The organism is Thermophilibacter sp. ET337, from assembly GCF_024733715.1.
GTDB lineage: Bacteria > Actinomycetota > Coriobacteriia > Coriobacteriales > Atopobiaceae > Thermophilibacter.
The window spans coordinates 73,147-88,357 of the sequence record NZ_JANRHO010000001.1; the positions used below are offsets into that span (position 1 = coordinate 73,147).

Sequence of the window (15,211 nt, forward strand, 5' to 3'; positions counted from 1 at the left end):
GCAGCCCCCGCGCTCCGTCATGCCATGTGCTACAACAGTGGGGGGATCGATGGGGGCATGCGGCATGTGGCTGCTGGCGGCGGTTGGCTCGGCGCTCTTTGCGGGCGTGACGGCGGTTCTCGCCAAGCTCGGCGTGCGCGAGACGGACTCCGGCCTGGTGACGGCGCTGCGCACGGGCGTGGTGCTGGCCTTCTCCGCGCTGGTGCTGCGCGAGCGGCTGGGGCGTCGCGAGCTGGGCGGTCTCGTGCTTCTGGTGGCGGGCACGCTTGCGATCGCCGCGGCGTGAGCGCGAGGGGAGGGCGAGAAGAACCTCGTGGGTTGTCCCTACGCCCAACCGCGTGCTCGGAGTTCGGTGACCAGCGGATCGAGGTAGCTGCGCTCGCAGCCGTCGTAGCCCTCGCGCATCTGGGCGAGGGCCGTGCCCGAGCGCTGGTCGCCCTTGCGCGCCTCGCCTTCGAGCATCTTGAAGTAGATGCGCATCATGGCCTTGTCAACCGCGCCGAGCCGCTCGAAGTGAAAGCCGCCCTGGCAGTAGCACCATGGCATGTCGGGGTAGGCGCCTGCGGGGAAGGAGCGTCGGAACGCCTCCTCGTGCTCGCTTGCGGGCCAGAGCTCGCTGGGCATGGGCGTAGCGCCCACGGCAACCACGGCATAGCGCTTCTCGCCATGCGCCGCCATATAGGCCCGGAACCGTTTTGCCCCCTTGAGCGATGCCGCGTGGAACCAGCTGCAGAGGACCACGAGGTCCGCGTCCGCGGCGACGACCTCGATTTGTTCGAGCGGGACCATCCGGCATCCGAGCTCCTCCGCGAGCCAGTCGGCGTATCTCTTGGCAGAGCCCGTCTGCGAGCAGAATGCGACGACCGCGCCCATGGCGACCCCTTTCGACGGAGGGTGGATTGTCCACGTTCTTCTCGCCAGTGTACGGGGTCGACGTCAGCTCCAGGTAAGCCGCCTGCGAGATGCAGGCGTGAAGGGCTCTGGCCGTCGTCGCGGCGGTCACTACCGGATGAAGTTCGTCTGCTGGCCAGCCTCCTGAGAGGGCAGCGGAACACCCGCCGCGCGGCCCGCATCGAGGCACTTGAGCATCCACGCCATGTTGCGCCCGAGCTGGCGCATGGTCCAGAGGCCCTCGGCGTCCTGCTCGGTCTCTGCCGCCACGTTGCCGTGCACGTTGTTCCAGTAGCGCGAGCTCACGACCGGCATCTGCGCGATGGTGAAGAACTTGTTGATGTCGTCGAAGGCAGAGGTGGTGCCGCCGCGTCGGGCGCTCGCCACGGCCGCCGCCGGCTTGTACGCGAGCACGTTCTTCTCGCCCGCACGGCCGTTGCTGTAGAAGAGGCGGTCCATGAAGCCCAACAGCGACGCTGCGGCGTGGGCGTAGTGCACCGGCGCGCCAAAGACAAAGCCGTCGGCCTCGGCTGCTTTGGGACGGAACTCGTTCACCACGTCGTCGAACGCGCAGCGGCCGAGCTTGGCGCAGCCGCCGCAGGCCACGCAGCCGCCCACGGGCCGCGCGCCGATCCAGAAGATCTCCGCCTCCACGCCCTCGGCCTCCAGCGTGCGCGCCACCTCCTCGAGCGCGCGGTTGGTGCTCCCCGCCTTGTGCGGGCTTCCGTTCACGAGTATGACCTTCATGGGATTCTCCTATCTGGTACGAAGGGACGCTTCCGTCTGTAAATTGGGGACAGTCCCCAATTTACAGATTCCCCGCTCGGACGAGCTCCAGGAACCGTCGTGCTGCGTCGCCGAGGGGGACGTCGCGCTTCCAGGCGAGGTCGATGACCGAGACGAGCGGCGGGAAGAGCAGGCGAAACTCCAGCCCCGTGCCCGGCCCCACCGTCGTGAGCCCGTCGAAGGAGAGCATGCGGCCCACGCCCTCGCGCGCGAGCAGGGCTCCGTTGTAGGCGAGGTTGTACGTCGTCGCGATGGTGGCCTCGCCCGCGCGGTCGCCAAACCACGTGGCGAGAAGCCCGGTGAGCCCGCCGCCCTTGGCATGGCGCTCCGGTACGATGAGCGGCGCGTCGAGAAGGTCGGCGGGGCTTGCCGTGTCGCGGGCGACCAGCGGGTCGTCGTCGCGCATGAGGACGCCCCAGGCGTCGGTGGGGGAGAGGCGCAGGTGGGCGTAGCGGTCAACGTCGGGGTAGCTCATGAGCACGGAGAAGTCGTCGACGCCATGCTCCAGGCGCTCGATGAGGTCGGGAGCGTTGCCGCTGTGCAGGTGAAAGCGCACGCCGGGGTACTTCTCGCGAAAGGCGCGCACGTGGCGGGCGATCACGCGCATGCCCTCGGACTCGCCGGCGCCGATGAAGACGTCGCCCTCCACGATGTTCTCGCCGTGCGTGAGGTCCGCTGCGGTCTGCTCCGCGAGACCGACGATCTCCTGGGCGCGTCGCCGCAGGTAGAGGCCCTTCTCGGTGGGCGTGACGCTGCGGCTGCGGCGCTCGAGGAGCGGGGTGCCGAGCTCACGCTCGAGGGCGGCGATCTGCCGGGAGAGCGCCGGCTGCGTCACGTGCAGCGCCTCGGCCGCGCGCGACATCGTCCCGTGCTCGCATACGGCGAGGAAGTAGCGAAGGGTTCGGAGTTCCATGGCTGCTCCATTACATCAATGCATATCACGATATGCGATATAAGCAATTGTAGCTCTGAGCACTGCGAAGCAAAATGATGAAAAGGGACTGTCCCTTTGTCTCATGGGAGGCAGACGTGAGGGTTGAGCTGCGGATTGGTGAGGTTGCGGTGCCCGTGGAGCTGAACGGCTCCGCTGCCGCACGCGCGCTTGCGGCGCAGCTCCCGCAGGCGCTTTCCATGAGCGCCTCGAGCGTGGGATGCTGCGGGCAGCTGCCCTTCTCGCTGCCGCACGACGCCGCCGACGTTCACCCCGGCTGGTCCGACGGCGACCTCAACTACAAGCCCGAGGGTGACTGGCTTGCGCTCTTCTTCGACGACGAGCGCAACTCCGCGCGTTATGGCGGCCAGGTCACGCTGGGGCATGCGGCGGGCCCGCTCGAGGCGCTGCGCGGCCTTACCGGCACAGTTGACGTGCGCATCGAGCGCACAGAGAGGAGATAGACATGGCAGTTAAGCAGACGGCGGGGCGCGACCAGCTGGGCAAGCTCGCCCCCAAGTTCGCGCAACTCAACGATGACGTGCTCTTTGGCGAGGTGTGGAGCCGCGAGGGGCAGCTCAGCCTCAAGATGCGCTCGATCGTGACCGTGGTGACGCTCGTGGCCAAGGGCATGGTGGACAGCTCGTTTGAGTATCACATGGCCACGGCGCGCAAGAACGGCGTCACGCGCGAGGAGATGGCGGAGATTCTCACCCATGAGGCGTTCTATGCCGGCTGGCCCAACGCGTGGGCGGCGTTCCGCGTGGCGCTCAAGGTCTACGGGGACGAGGCGGACGCCGGCGAGGGCACGTCCTTCTCGCCCATGTTCGGTCTGGGCAGTCCCAACGACGCCTACGCGCAGTACTTCATCGGCAACTCGTACCTGAATCCGCTGACCAGCGCCGCCGAGTGCGGCGTCGGCCTTGCCAACGTCACCTTCGAGCCGGGCTGCCGCAACAACTGGCACGTGCACAATGCCGAGAAGGGCGGCGGGCAGATTCTCGTCTGCACAGACGGTCGCGGCTGGTACCAGGAGTGGGGCAAGGAACCGCAGGAGCTCACACCGGGCACCGTCGTGGCGATCCCGGCGGGCGTCAAGCACTGGCATGGCGCCGCGCGCGACAGCTGGTTCAGCCACATCGCCTTCGAGGCGCCGGGCGAGAACTGCTCCAACGAGTGGCTTGAGCCCGTCACCGATGAGCAGTACCCCGCGTAACTGTACGTTGGAACTGCACGTTGGGGACGTGTTATTTCGTGCAGACAGTTTGGGACAGGTTATGTGCACGAAAAAACACGTCCCCAATTGACAGAAAGGTTGCATCATGGCAGAGATGACCTACACGACGCTCGGGCACTCCGGCATCAAGATCTCGCGCCTCTGCCTCGGCGGCATGAGCTTCGGCGCGCCCTCGGCGGACTTCCACCAGTGGACCATCGGCCCGGAGGAGACGCGCGCGGTGATCGCGCGTGCGCTCGAGCTGGGCGTGAACTTCATCGACACGGCCAACTGCTACGCGCACGGCACGAGCGAGGAGTACATCGGCGCCGCCCTGCGCGAGCTGGGCATCCCGCGCGACCAGGTGGTCCTGGCCAGCAAGGTCTTCTTCAATGAGGGCGGGCTCTCGCGCGAGGCGATCAACCGTGAGATCGACGGCACGCTCCAGCGCTTGGGCACGGACTACCTGGACCTCTACATCATCCACCGCTTTGACTACGAGACGCCGATGGAGGAGACCATGGAGGCACTCGACGGCCTCGTGCGCGCGGGCAAGGTGCGCGCCCTCGGCGCGAGCGCGATGTACGCCTACCAGCTCCACAACATGCAGGTCGTGGCCGAGAAGAACGGCTGGACCCCGTTCACGAGCATGCAGTGCCACTACAACCTGCTCTACCGCGAGGATGAGCGCGAGATGATTCCCGTGTGCCGCCAGTATGACATGGCGCTCACGCCCTACAGCCCGCTGGCGTCCGGGCATCTGTGCCGCCCCACCTGGGAGAGCGATTCGGCGCGCAGCCGCACCGACGTCGTGGTGCGCAACAAGTACGACGCCGACCGCGAGCGCGACATGCCCATCGTCGCGCGCGTTGCCAAGCTGGCAGAGCGCCACGACGTCCCCATGTCGCGCATCGCGCTCGCCTGGCACTGGGCGCGCGGCGTGGAGGCCCCGATCGTGGGCTGCTCGTCGCCGGCGCGCGTTGACGACGCGGTGGCGGCGCTCGACGTGGTGCTCACGGCCGAGGAGGTCGCCTACCTCGAGGAGCCCTATGTGGCGCACGAGCTCGTGGGCCCGGCTGCCCGCCCCGGCGAGAAGCCCCTCGCAGGCACGACCAACCCCAACGCAAAGTAAGCCTGTCGGGTGTGTCAATTGGGGACGGGTTATTTCGTGCAGACGGTTTGGGACAGGTTTGGCATCCCGGCCTCTCTGCGGTCAGAAACCTGTCCCAAAGCGTCTGCACGAAATAACCCGTCCCCAATTGACAGAATGGAGGCGCTATGGAGTTGAAGGGTGTCACCACCAACGAGAAGAACCAGGCGGTGCCGGCCGGGGCCGCGCCCGTGGGCCCGGAGGCGTTCGCGGCCCGCGCGGACACGACGGTGACGTGGCTCGGTGGCGCGGGCATCCTGCTCAACGCCCGCGGCACGCGCGTCATGGTCGACCCCGTGCTCGAGGGCTTTGACATGCCCGTGCTCTTTGACGCGCCGGTGGCGCCCGCGGACGTGCCCGCGCTCGACGCCGTCCTGATCACGCACATCGACAAAGACCACTTCAGCCGCCCCACCTGCCACGACCTCGCCGACGTGTACCCCGCCTACCACGCCCCGCGCTACGTGGCGCAGGTCGCGCGCGAGGAGGGCCTGCCCGGCGTCGGCCACGACATCGGAGAGTCCTTCTCGGTGGGCTCGGTGACGGCGCGCCTCACGCCCGCGTGGCACACCTGGCAAAACGATTCCGCCAAGTGGTCCTGGCGTACGTGGGCGCGCGAGGACTACTGCGGCTACTGGCTCGACACGCCGGACGGATCGATCTGGCTGCCGGGCGACTCCCGGCTGCTGCCGGAGCACCTGGAGATGCCCGAGCCCGAGCTCATCCTCCTGGACTTCTCTGACAACGAGTGGCACATCACCTTCGACGGGGCGGTGCGCCTCGCCAACGTCTACCCGGGCGCGCGGCTGCTGTGCATCCACTGGGGCACGGTCGACGCCCCGGACTGGTCGACCTTCAACGGCGACCCGCGCGCGCTCGCCGACCATGTGACCAACCCCGAGCGCGTGCTCGCCCCGCTGCCCGGCGAGCCGGTCGTCCTGTAGCGAGGGGCCGGGAGCTGCGCGCACTTCTCGGCATTGTTCAAGACGGCGCCCGCACTCATGAGTGCGGGCATCGAGTGCGGGCTGTTTGGGAGCTTTTGATGAACAGGTGCGGGCGTGCTCTAGGCGTCTCTTCTCAAGTGCGCGCATCGAGTGCGCTCCGGCCCGCACTTCTTGCACGGGGCGAGAAGTGCGGGCACGTCCACGGGTGATGCCGAGAAGTGCACGCCACCGGACCCCCTCGCGCCCACTACGCCAGCAGCGCGGCGTGCTCCGGGTGCTTCTCGAACCAGCTGACGGCGTACGAGCACGTGGGACGCGCGTAGTAGCCGCTCGCGGCGATGCTCGCGACGGCGCGGCCCAAAAGCTCGCCCGCGACGCCCCGGCCGCGCAGGCTCTCGTCCACAAAGGTGTGGTTGATCTCCACGATGCCCGGCACCACCTGCGGGAAGGTCACCTCGGCCAGCACGTTCCAGGCCTCGTCCAGCACCTGCACGCGGTCGCGCTCCATGATCCAGTCCATGACGTCTCCTTCGATTGCGGTCTGCGGGGCTATTGTCTCACACGGCAACGGGTAGAACCTCCAACGAGGACGGTTGGCGGCAGCGGGCGGGGGCGCACTATGGCACGGGCTTGGCACATCGCAAACGGGCATCTTGCGACGGGCGAGAAGGACGGTGCGCGCGTCGCCGCTCTCCTGCGCCTGGACGAGGCGCGGTCACGCCCGCTCTCCCACACGCAGCGCGAGGTCCTCGACCAGCTCGAGCATGCCGCGATGCCCTTTCTGGAGCGCACGTCCACCGGGGCGGCGGGGCTTGTGGTCACGCCGAGCGGGCGGCGTCGCTTTGGCTTCATCCTTACCACCAATGAGCTGCTGCTCATTGATGACGGGGACATCTGCGCCACGGTGCTCGGCCGGGCCGTGGAGGACCGAGCGCGCGTCGAGGGGCCGGCAGGCGCTCTCTGCGCGCTGCTCCGCGAGCTTCTGCGCGACCATCCGGCGCGCCTCTCTCGCATGCGCGAGGACTTCGAGCTGATGGAGCAGCAGGTCCTCGAGGGCCGTGAGCGCCCGGACCGGCGCAAGATGATGGCGGACTCGCGCCGCATGCTCGGGCTCGACACGTTCTATCAGGGCATGTCGGACCTTGCTGCCGAGCTCGCCGAGGACGACTCCGGCCTCGTGGCGCCTGCGGACCGCACTCGGCTCCGCTCGCTCGCGCGCCTGCTGGGACGGCTCGCCATGCGCCTGGAGTCGCTGCAGGACTACAGCCTGCAGGTGCACAGCCTCTACCAGGAGTCCATCGACGTGCGGCAGAACAACGTCATGCAGTGGCTCACGGTCGTGACCACGATCGTGATGCCGCTCACCCTCGTCACCGGGTGGTACGGCATGAACTTCCCGCACATGGCACTCTTCGACGTGCCGTGGGGCTACGCCGCGGTGATCGTGGCGTGCGTGGTGATCGTGGCCGTTGAGGTGGCGTTCTTCTGGCACCACGGCTGGCTGAGCTTTGGCGAGCGGCGCCGCGGGGGCGGTGAGCGGCGAGGTTGATAGGCGCCCGCAGGAGGGGTATAACATCGCGCATCATGTTCGTCTGAGGAGGCTGGCATGGCTGGATTGGACCTTGAGGCGCGCGACAAGGCGCTGTGGGCGGCCCTTCTCGTCCTGGTTTTGGCGAGCTCGGCGGCCTACCTGTTCTGGGCGCTGCCCGCGATGCCGGAGACCGTGCCCACGCACTGGGGCGCGGACGGCTCCGTCGACGGCTGGAGCGACAAGGGCTCCACGGTCTTCATGGGCGTCATCATGCCGCTGCTCATGCTGGCCCTGCTCTTCGCGGTGCCGTACTTTGACCCGCGCGGGGCCAGCTTCAACCGCTTCAAGGGCATCTATCAGGGCTTCTCTGCGGCCTTCACCGTGTTCATGGTCGCCGTGGGCTGGCTCACGCCGGCCACGGCGCTCGGGCTCGTCCCGGAGAGCGGTTCGGCCGTGAGCGCGCTCGTCTTTGGCTTCATGGGCCTGCTCCTCGTGGGCCTCGGCGTCGCGATGCCGCGCATCGAGCCCAACTACACCTTTGGCGTGCGCGTCCCGTGGGCGCTCGACGACCCGGACAACTGGCGGCGCACGCACCGCTTTGCCGGCCCGGTCTTTGTGGTCATGGGCGTGGTGACGTGCGCGATGGCGCTTCTTGGGTCCGCGCTGCCGGAGGCGGCGCTGGTGGCGACGCTGCTCGTGACGCTTTTCGGCGGCGTGGCGCTCATCACGCTCTACAGCTTCCTGATCTGGAAGCGCGTTCTGTAAATTGGGGACGTGTTATTTCGCGCAGACGGTTTGGGACAGGTTATTCAAACAAACCTGTCCCAAACCGTCTGCGCGAAATAACACGTCCCCAATTTACAGAACCCGTTAGGGAACCGTTAGACGGGCCTGATACGCTGTCCCCAGACGAGAGAGGGGACGGCGATGGCGCGGATTCTGGTGGTGGACGACGAGCGGGCGATCACGGAGACGCTCGAGCGGGTGCTTGCGCTCGACGGGCACGTGGTGACGTCCGTATGCGACCCTGCGCGCGTGCCGGGCATGAACCTCGACCGCTACGACCTGCTGATCCTTGACGTCATGATGCCGGGGCTCGATGGCTTTGAGCTGCTGCGGGCCATCCGCTCGCGCGTGGACGCGCCGGTGCTGTTCCTCACGGCGCGCATTGCCGAGAAGGACGCGGTGCTGGGGCTCGGCCTCGGCGCGGACGACTACCTCCGCAAGCCCTTCGGGGTCGATGAGCTGCGCGCCAAGGTGACCGCGCACCTGCGCCGGGAGCGCAGGGCCCACGTGAGCGCGCTCGCCTTTGACGCGGACGGCACGGAGCTGCGCGTCCTTCTCGCTTCCAAGCAGATCGAGGCGGGCGGGCAGGTCGTGCCGCTCACCGCCACCGAGTACGAGATCTGCGAGTTTCTCGCCCGACGCCCTGGGCAGGTGTTCTCGCGCTCCCAGCTGCGCGAGCACGTGCTCGGCTGGGAGAGCGCCGCGGGCGACGACGCCATCTCGATGCACGTGAGCCGCGCGCGCAGAAAGCTCGCGGCCGCCGGGGTGGACCCGATCGAAACCGTCTGGAAGGTGGGATACAAATGGCAGCTGTGAGCAAGGGTTCGGCCAGCGCCGCCACGGGGCGGCGCGCCTGGCGCGGCCTGCCGATGGGCATTGTGGTCGGCCGCTACTTCGTGTACGTGATCGTGGGGCTTCTGGCGATTGTGCTCTGGGCGCAGCTTACGCTCAAGGGGATGCTGCGGTCGGGCGAGGTCTATGCGGCGGACTACGGCTCCGAGCACGTCGAGGAGGTGTTGCAGAAGCTTGCCGCGCAGGATGCGTTTGACCCGAGCGTCATCCCGTCCGCCTACTGGTACCTGCTGGTGGACGAGAAGGGCAACGAACTTGCGAGCGACCTGGGCGACGAGTACTCGATTCTTCGCTCCGTGGCGGAGAGTCTCAAGGGCTCCCATGCCCCCGGCTGGCATGTCGAGGAGCTGCCGCGCTACTACGACATCTGGGGCAGCGCCGTGCACCACTACCGGTACGCCCGGCTCGACAACGGCACCATCGTCCTTCTCGCGTACCAGAACCTGCCGCAGTACGCTACGCGCGAGCTGCGCGACAGCCGGCCGAACGTCCTGGTGCAGCTGGGGTGGACCTGCGTGGGAGCGGGCGCGACGCTGATCGTGGGCGTGGGCGCCTGGGCCGCGCACGTGATCTCGCGCAAGCTCCGGCCGGCGGCGGAGGCGGCGGCGCGCATCGAGGCCTCCGACCTGGACTCCCCGGTGGGCCGCTCCAACGTGCGCCAGGTGAACGACCTGCTCGCGGCGATGGAGCGCATGCGGGCGGCGCTGCGCGAGACGCTCGACGCGCGCTGGCGGGCCGAGGAGGAGCGCCGCGAGACCGTGACGCAGCTCGCGCATGAGCTCAAGACGCCGCTCACGGTGGTGAGCGCCAACGCGGAGCTGCTCGCGCGGGGCGAGGCCACGGGCCCGGACGCCGAGGCCGCGGCCGCCGCGGTGGCCGACGCGGCACGGCAGCTCGACGAGTGTGCCTCGCGCATCATGTCCGCCGCGTTTAAGTAGGTCAAAAGGGGACAGACCCCTTTTGACTCATTTCTCGCGCACGCGGCCGTCGCGGACCTCCCAGGTGCGGCTGGTGCAGGCGTCGAGGAACCGCCGGTCGTGGCTCACCAGCAGAAGCGCCCCGGGATACGCCGCGAGCGCGCGCTCGAGCGCCTCGGTGGAGTGCAGGTCCAGGTGGTTGGTCGGCTCGTCCATGACGATGAGCGCGGGGTGGCGCAGGATGCCTTCGGCGAGCATGAGCTTGCGCAGCTCGCCGGGGCTTGTGCGCCCGCCCTCGAGGATGCGGTCCGGGTCCGAGTTGAGCTGCGCCACGCTGGAGAGCACGCGCCCGCGCTCGGCCGACGCCAGGACCGACACGCGCGAGATCACGGCGTCGCGGGCGTCTGCCGGGAGCTCCTGCGGGATGTCCAGCACCTCCAGGGCGAGTCCCGCCTCCGCTGCCCGGGCGAGAAGGACCCGCAGGTGCGCGAGGAGCGTGGACTTGCCGGCTCCGTTGGGACCGACGATGCCCACGTGGTCGGTGTTCCCCACCCAGAGCTCGGGTATCTCGAGCGTGCCCTCCGGGCCGCAGGGGATGGTCATGGCGGGCACGTGCAGCACCGTGCGCCGCCGCGCGGGCTCGGCGTCCATCCAGAGGTCGCCGTCGTAGCGCTTCTGCACGCGCGCGGCGGCGAGGCGCTTCTGCGTGGCGGCCAGGCGCGCGTCCATCTGGGAGGAGAGGCGACCTGCCTGACCGTCCTTGCCGGTGAAGACCGCGAGGTCGATCTTTCCCTTGGCGTCGCGGTCGCGCGGGTCCAGGCCGCGCTTGCTACGCCGCGCGTCGGCCCGCGCGGCCTCGTGCGAGCGCGCGTCCTTCTCGACTGCGAGGCGTGCGAGCTCGCGCTTGGCGCTCTGCCGTTCGGCTGCCGCGGAGCTGCGCTCGAGCTCCGCCTGCGCGTGCGCGGCGCTGTAGCCGCCCGGGCGCACGACGACGCCTGCCGGCTCGAAGGACGCGCAGCGCGCGGCGAGCGCGTCCACGAGGTCGCGGTCGTGGCTCACGAGGATGCCGATGCCGCGGAAGCCCGCAAGCGCCGCCCCCAGCTCCGCGCGGGCGCCCTCGTCGAGATGGTTGGTGGGCTCGTCCGCCACGAGCACGTCCGGCCGGCTCCAGAGCGCGACCGCCACCTGCAGCTTCTTGCGCTCGCCAAAGGAGAGCTCGTCAAAGCGCCAGGGCATGTCGTCCTCGATGCGGAAGGCCTTGCGCAGCTCGCGGGCCTCGCGCCCGTAGTCCAGGGCAAAGTCGGCGAGGGCTGCGGGCGGCTCGTCGGCGTCCTGTGCGACGTAGGCGCAGACGAGGTCGCGCGTGAGCGACCCCGCGTCCGGCTCGATGAGGCCGCACGCGATCTTGGCCAGCGTGGTCTTGCCGCAGCCGTTGTCCCCCAGAAGGGCGGTCCAGCCCTCGGGGAAGGTTATGGTGAGGTTGTCGATGACGGGCTCGAGCGCGGCGGGATAGGCGTACGTGACGCCGGAAAGCATCAGTTGCATAGACATCTCCTCTGACGAAAAGTGACAGTCCCTTTTCGTCACCTCGGGTTTTCTGGCGAAAGATGTCTAGCGAATGCCCACGCTTCCCGTGCCTCTCCTCGGTCCGATGGCGGCGCCACCCGCGCTGCGAGGCCCATTCCCCGCTCGGCCGTTGGCGCCAGTATGCTCGCGAGGCGCGCGCCCGTCAAGCTATGATGAGAAAAACGGCATGGCAGAAAAGGGGAGGCATCGCGTGAGGCAGGCGGTCGTGGGGTTGTTGGCGCACGTGGACGCGGGCAAGACCACGCTCGCGGAGGCCATGCTCGCCGAGGCTGGCGCCATCCGCTCGGCCGGCAGCGTGGACGCCGGCAGCACCCACCTCGACACGGACGCGATGGAGCGCGAGCGCGGCATCACGATCTTCTCTGCCACCGCGGCGCTCGACTGGGCCGGCGCGCGCCTCACGCTCGTGGACGCGCCCGGTCACGTGGACTTCTCCGCCGAGGCGGAGCGGACCCTCGCGGCGCTCGACGCGGCGATCCTGGTGGTGGGCGCGGGTGACGGCGTCCAGGGCCACACCGAGACCCTCTGGGACCTGCTCGAGCGCCACGCGATTCCCACCTTCGTCTTTGTGAGCAAGTGCGACCTGGAGAACCCGGGGCGAGAAGAGCTTCTGGCCGAGCTCTCCGCGCGGCTGTCTCCGGGCTGCCTCGACGCCGCCGCGCTGCTTTCCGGCGACGCTGCGGCCACGGAGGAGGCGGCGGCAAGCGACGAGGCCGCGCTCGAGGAGTATCTGGGAAGCGGTGCGCTCGCCCCTGGGACGCTCGCGCGCCTGGTGGGCGCCCGCGCTCTCTTCCCGGTCTTCTTTGGCGCGCCGCCGCGCGGCGAGGGCGTGCGCGAGCTTCTCGATGGACTCGCCGCCCTGATTCCCGCGCGCACCTGGCCGGACGAGTTCGCCGCCCGCGTGTACCGCGTCTCGCGCGGCGCGCGCGGCGAGCGGCTCGCGTGGGTGAAGGTGACGGGCGGCTGCCTGCGCGCCAAGATGCAGCTCGCGGGCAGTGACCGCGGCCGGGCATGGGACGAGAAGGTCAACGAGGTGCGCCTCTACCAGGGCGCGAGCTTCTCGACCGTGGCCGAGGTGCCTGCCGGCCAGGTCTGCGCCGTCACCGGGCTCACGCACGTCGTCCCTGGGAGCGCCCTCGGAGCCGAGCCCGCCGGCGAGCGTCCGGTGCTCGCGCCCGTCCTCTCCTACCAGGTGATTCCCGAGCCCGGGGCGGACGTGACCGCCCTCGTGCGGGCCCTGCGCGAGCTCGCGGACGAGGACCCGATGCTCGGCGTGGCCTGGGAGGAGCGGCTCCAGGAGATCCACGTGCAGCTCATGGGGGAGGTCCAGCAGGACGTGGTCGCCGCGCTCCTGCGCGAGCGCCACGGGTTTGCCGTGACCTTCGGACCCGGCGGCATCCTCTACAAGGAGACCCTGTCCGCGCCCGCGGAGGGTGTGGGCCACTTCGAGCCGCTGCGCCACTACGCCGAGGTGCGCCTGCTCGTGGAGCCGCTGCCGCGCGGCTCGGGCGTCGAGTTTGGCACGCGCTGCTCCACGGACGACCTGGACCTCAACTGGCAGCGCCTCATCCTCACCAACGCGCAAGAGCGCGACCACCTGGGGCCGCTCACGGGCGCACCGCTCACCGACGTGCGCATCACGCTGCTCGCCGGTCGCGCCCACCCCAAGCACACCGAGGGCGGGGACTTTCGCCAGGCCACCTACCGCGCCGTCCGCCAGGCGCTCATGGGCGCGCGCGAGCGCGGGGAGTGTCTGCTTCTGGAGCCGTGGTACCGCTTTCGCCTCGCGGTGCCGGCCGAGCGTGTGGGCCGCGCGCTCACTGACCTCACGCGCATGGCCGCCGTCTTCGATCCGCCGGTCGCGACGGGCGACGTGGTGCGCGTCGTGGGCGAGGTGCCGGCCTCCGAGGTGGGGGAGTACGCGCTCGAGGTCGCGCGCTACACGGGCGGGCGCGGGCGCCTGGCGCTCGAGCTCGCGGGATACCGCCCCTGCCACAACGCGGACGAGGTCATCGCCGCCGCGGCCTACGACCCCGAGGCCGACCTCCCCAACACGCCGGACTCCGTCTTCTGCAGCCACGGTGCCGGTCACACGGTCAAGTGGTACGACGTGTCCGCGCACGCGCATACCGAGGTCGACCCCGCGCGCCTGCGCCCGTACCGCCCCGCCGATGCCGCGTTCTTCTCGAAATGAGTCAAAAGGGGACTGTCCCCTTTTGAATCACGTTCCGTGTCCGCGCACCGATTTAGGCTATGTACACTGCGCATATCGGGTGTGCACATTCCGCCCCGAAGTCCTTCTCGCATAGCCGCAGGTCAAGGGCATAGGCGAGAAGAACGCGCGGGTCGAGGACCGTACATACCAGGCATGCGCAGTGTACATAGCCTCAAAGGGGATATGAGGAGCAGGGTAGTTGCTCGTCCGCCTCACACAAGGTCGTAGGGCATCGCTCGAACCACGAGGTAGAAGAGCGCAAGGATCGGCCACGCCAGCGGGAAGAAGAAGTACGCCCCGCCCAGCACCACGACGCGCAGCACGTAGAAGGCCGCTCTGCGCCCGCCCGTGCGCTCTTGGGTCTCGCACGACATGCGTACGAAGGCGCCGCCCGGCGTCGACCCGCCGTGGCGCCAGGGAGCCACGAGCTCCACCCACACGAACGCCGCGTAGAGCACGGCGTCCATGACGTGCGCGCGTACGCCCTCGGAGACGCCGAGCATCGCCAGCGCCAGGGCGATGGCGCCGCCCACCACGAGCGAAAGAAGCGTCACGAGCAGGGTGTCCAGCCAAAACGCAACGCAGCGGCGCACGAAGCCGGGCGCGTGCGTGACCTCGCCCTCCTCGGCGAGCGCCCCGGGCGGCAGCGCCCGCGCCAGCGCCGCCGCGCACAGCCATCCCACCGCCGCACCGGTCGTGTTGTAGATGAGGTCGTCGACGTCGGCCGTGCGGTAGGCATACGGGTAGATGCCAAAGAGCCCCGTGCCCTGCGCCGCCTCGATGCAAAGAGACGCCAGCAGGCCCACGATTACGGAGCGCCAGAAGCCCCAGCGCAGCAGGCGCCCCGCGATGAAGCCGAGCGGCATGAACAGCACCACGTTGAACGCGATCTGCGGCAGCGTGCTCACGCCCTCGCGCCGGAAGTCTCCCACGAAGGCGAGCGGGTCCAGCTGCCAGGGCACCCCGTAGGTGATGCCAAGCCCGGACGTGCCGCTGGGCAGCGGGTAGAGCGTGAAGCACCCCAGGCCCAGCACGTAGAGCATGGCGAGGTAGGTGGAGACCACCGTGCCAAACCGCAGTCGGCCGTCGCGGTGGTAGACCCACGCCAGGATCGGCAGCGTGAGCGCCACCGAGGCCAGCGGCCAGAGCATCAGCGCCATGAGGAAGTTGTCCGTGTACCCGGAGAGGAAGCGCCTGATGAGGTTCATGTCGTCCGTTCTTCTCGTCTCTTCGTGCGGCCCCATTGTCCCCCAGAGGCGTGCCCGCCGCCATCGAAGTCCCTTACGGTTTCGCAAGAGTCGGCCTCGTCTTGAGGGTATGTACACTTCCCAACCCGCCTGTTCTTCTCGGCCGTGGCGCTGACCTGCGGATTTGCGAGAAGAACCTTGGAGCTGGGTGTGCATAC

The 15,211-nt window shown here is 69.1% G+C and carries 16 protein-coding genes; 10 read left to right on the top strand and 6 right to left on the bottom strand.

Translation table 11 applies throughout. The annotated features are described in order from the left end of the window. The first annotated feature begins 49 nt into the window (after positions 1–49). Complete coding sequence (locus NW198_RS00375) at positions 50–286, top strand: hypothetical protein (RefSeq protein ID WP_258339552.1); 237 nt, start codon at positions 50–52, stop codon at positions 284–286. 38 nt (positions 287–324) lie between these two features. Here NW198_RS00375 and NW198_RS00380 read toward each other — a convergent pair whose 3' ends face one another. From NW198_RS00380 to NW198_RS00390, 3 genes are all read right to left on the bottom strand, one after another. Continuing rightward, the gene (locus NW198_RS00380) at positions 325–873 is read right to left on the bottom strand and encodes a flavodoxin domain-containing protein (RefSeq protein WP_258339553.1); all 549 of its coding nucleotides are present in this window, start codon (positions 871–873) and stop codon (positions 325–327) included. Positions 874–1,002: 129 nt separating this feature from the next. After that, positions 1,003–1,638 carry a flavodoxin family protein gene (locus NW198_RS00385; RefSeq protein WP_258339554.1) on the bottom strand — a complete coding sequence of 212 codons (636 nt, stop codon included), beginning with the start codon at positions 1,636–1,638 and terminating at the stop codon, positions 1,003–1,005. Between the two features lie 61 nt (positions 1,639–1,699). Further along, complete coding sequence (locus NW198_RS00390; RefSeq protein ID WP_258339555.1) at positions 1,700–2,590, bottom strand: LysR family transcriptional regulator; 891 nt, start codon at positions 2,588–2,590, stop codon at positions 1,700–1,702. Between the two features lie 116 nt (positions 2,591–2,706). On the opposite strand from NW198_RS00390, the gene NW198_RS00395 reads away from it, so the two are divergent. The 4 genes from NW198_RS00395 (at position 2,707) to NW198_RS00410 (ending at position 5,918) form a co-directional block, all read left to right on the top strand. Further along, complete coding sequence (locus NW198_RS00395; RefSeq protein WP_258339556.1) at positions 2,707–3,072, top strand: cyclophilin-like fold protein; 366 nt, start codon at positions 2,707–2,709, stop codon at positions 3,070–3,072. Between the two features lie 2 nt (positions 3,073–3,074). Beyond that, entirely contained in the window at positions 3,075–3,824 is a 750-nt protein-coding gene (locus NW198_RS00400; RefSeq protein ID WP_258339557.1) for a carboxymuconolactone decarboxylase family protein, read from the top strand. A gap of 106 nt (positions 3,825–3,930) precedes the next feature. Next, positions 3,931–4,956, top strand: a complete 1,026-nt coding sequence (locus NW198_RS00405; RefSeq protein ID WP_258339558.1) for an aldo/keto reductase — start codon at positions 3,931–3,933, stop codon at positions 4,954–4,956. A 146-nt stretch (positions 4,957–5,102) separates the two neighbouring features. Further along, positions 5,103–5,918, top strand: a complete 816-nt coding sequence (locus NW198_RS00410; protein ID WP_258339559.1) for an MBL fold metallo-hydrolase — start codon at positions 5,103–5,105, stop codon at positions 5,916–5,918. 247 nt (positions 5,919–6,165) lie between these two features. On the opposite strand, the gene NW198_RS00415 is transcribed toward NW198_RS00410, so the two are convergent. Beyond that, a complete protein-coding gene (locus NW198_RS00415; protein ID WP_258339560.1) occupies positions 6,166–6,438 on the bottom strand; it encodes a GNAT family N-acetyltransferase in 273 nt (90 codons plus the stop codon). A gap of 99 nt (positions 6,439–6,537) precedes the next feature. Between NW198_RS00415 and NW198_RS00420 the strand changes: the two genes are divergently transcribed. The 4 genes from NW198_RS00420 (at position 6,538) to NW198_RS00435 (ending at position 10,025) form a co-directional block, all read left to right on the top strand. Continuing rightward, a complete protein-coding gene (locus NW198_RS00420; RefSeq protein WP_258339561.1) occupies positions 6,538–7,467 on the top strand; it encodes a CorA family divalent cation transporter in 930 nt (309 codons plus the stop codon). A gap of 57 nt (positions 7,468–7,524) precedes the next feature. After that, the gene (locus tag NW198_RS00425; protein ID WP_258339562.1) at positions 7,525–8,214 is read left to right on the top strand and encodes an SdpI family protein; all 690 of its coding nucleotides are present in this window, start codon (positions 7,525–7,527) and stop codon (positions 8,212–8,214) included. Positions 8,215–8,376: 162 nt separating this feature from the next. Then, positions 8,377–9,051 (top strand): response regulator transcription factor, encoded by a 675-nt coding sequence (locus NW198_RS00430; protein ID WP_258339563.1) that lies wholly within the window; start codon positions 8,377–8,379, stop codon positions 9,049–9,051. After that, on the top strand, positions 9,039–10,025 hold the full coding sequence (locus tag NW198_RS00435; RefSeq protein ID WP_258339564.1) for a histidine kinase dimerization/phospho-acceptor domain-containing protein: 987 nt from the start codon (positions 9,039–9,041) through the stop codon (positions 10,023–10,025). Before NW198_RS00430 ends, NW198_RS00435 begins: the two co-directional genes overlap by 13 nt. 27 nt (positions 10,026–10,052) lie before the next feature. Here NW198_RS00435 and NW198_RS00440 read toward each other — a convergent pair whose 3' ends face one another. Further along, complete coding sequence (locus tag NW198_RS00440; RefSeq protein WP_258339565.1) at positions 10,053–11,549, bottom strand: ATP-binding cassette domain-containing protein; 1,497 nt, start codon at positions 11,547–11,549, stop codon at positions 10,053–10,055. Between the two features lie 232 nt (positions 11,550–11,781). Between NW198_RS00440 and NW198_RS00445 the strand changes: the two genes are divergently transcribed. Then, positions 11,782–13,785, top strand: coding sequence for a translation factor GTPase family protein (locus tag NW198_RS00445; RefSeq protein ID WP_258339566.1), 2,004 nt, complete (start codon positions 11,782–11,784; stop codon positions 13,783–13,785). A gap of 233 nt (positions 13,786–14,018) precedes the next feature. Here NW198_RS00445 and NW198_RS00450 read toward each other — a convergent pair whose 3' ends face one another. After that, positions 14,019–15,014 (bottom strand): VanZ family protein, encoded by a 996-nt coding sequence (locus NW198_RS00450; protein ID WP_258339567.1) that lies wholly within the window; start codon positions 15,012–15,014, stop codon positions 14,019–14,021. Between the last annotated feature and the right edge of the window lie 197 nt (positions 15,015–15,211).

Bases quoted from the DNA above. Each gene is read 5' to 3' on its own strand.
- NW198_RS00375 (WP_258339552.1), top strand. From the start codon at position 50: ATGGGGGCATGCGGCATGTGGCTGCTGGCGGCGGTTGGCTCGGCGCTC.
- NW198_RS00380 (WP_258339553.1), bottom strand. From the start codon at position 873: ATGGGCGCGGTCGTCGCATTCTGCTCGCAGACGGGCTCTGCCAAGAGA.
- NW198_RS00385 (WP_258339554.1), bottom strand. From the start codon at position 1,638: ATGAAGGTCATACTCGTGAACGGAAGCCCGCACAAGGCGGGGAGCACC.
- NW198_RS00390 (WP_258339555.1), bottom strand. From the start codon at position 2,590: ATGGAACTCCGAACCCTTCGCTACTTCCTCGCCGTATGCGAGCACGGG.
- NW198_RS00400 (WP_258339557.1), top strand. From the start codon at position 3,075: ATGGCAGTTAAGCAGACGGCGGGGCGCGACCAGCTGGGCAAGCTCGCC.
- NW198_RS00405 (WP_258339558.1), top strand. From the start codon at position 3,931: ATGGCAGAGATGACCTACACGACGCTCGGGCACTCCGGCATCAAGATC.
- NW198_RS00410 (WP_258339559.1), top strand. From the start codon at position 5,103: ATGGAGTTGAAGGGTGTCACCACCAACGAGAAGAACCAGGCGGTGCCG.
- NW198_RS00415 (WP_258339560.1), bottom strand. From the start codon at position 6,438: ATGGACTGGATCATGGAGCGCGACCGCGTGCAGGTGCTGGACGAGGCC.
- NW198_RS00420 (WP_258339561.1), top strand. From the start codon at position 6,538: ATGGCACGGGCTTGGCACATCGCAAACGGGCATCTTGCGACGGGCGAG.
- NW198_RS00425 (WP_258339562.1), top strand. From the start codon at position 7,525: ATGGCTGGATTGGACCTTGAGGCGCGCGACAAGGCGCTGTGGGCGGCC.
- NW198_RS00430 (WP_258339563.1), top strand. From the start codon at position 8,377: ATGGCGCGGATTCTGGTGGTGGACGACGAGCGGGCGATCACGGAGACG.
- NW198_RS00435 (WP_258339564.1), top strand. From the start codon at position 9,039: ATGGCAGCTGTGAGCAAGGGTTCGGCCAGCGCCGCCACGGGGCGGCGC.
- NW198_RS00440 (WP_258339565.1), bottom strand. From the start codon at position 11,549: ATGCAACTGATGCTTTCCGGCGTCACGTACGCCTATCCCGCCGCGCTC.
- NW198_RS00450 (WP_258339567.1), bottom strand. From the start codon at position 15,014: ATGAACCTCATCAGGCGCTTCCTCTCCGGGTACACGGACAACTTCCTC.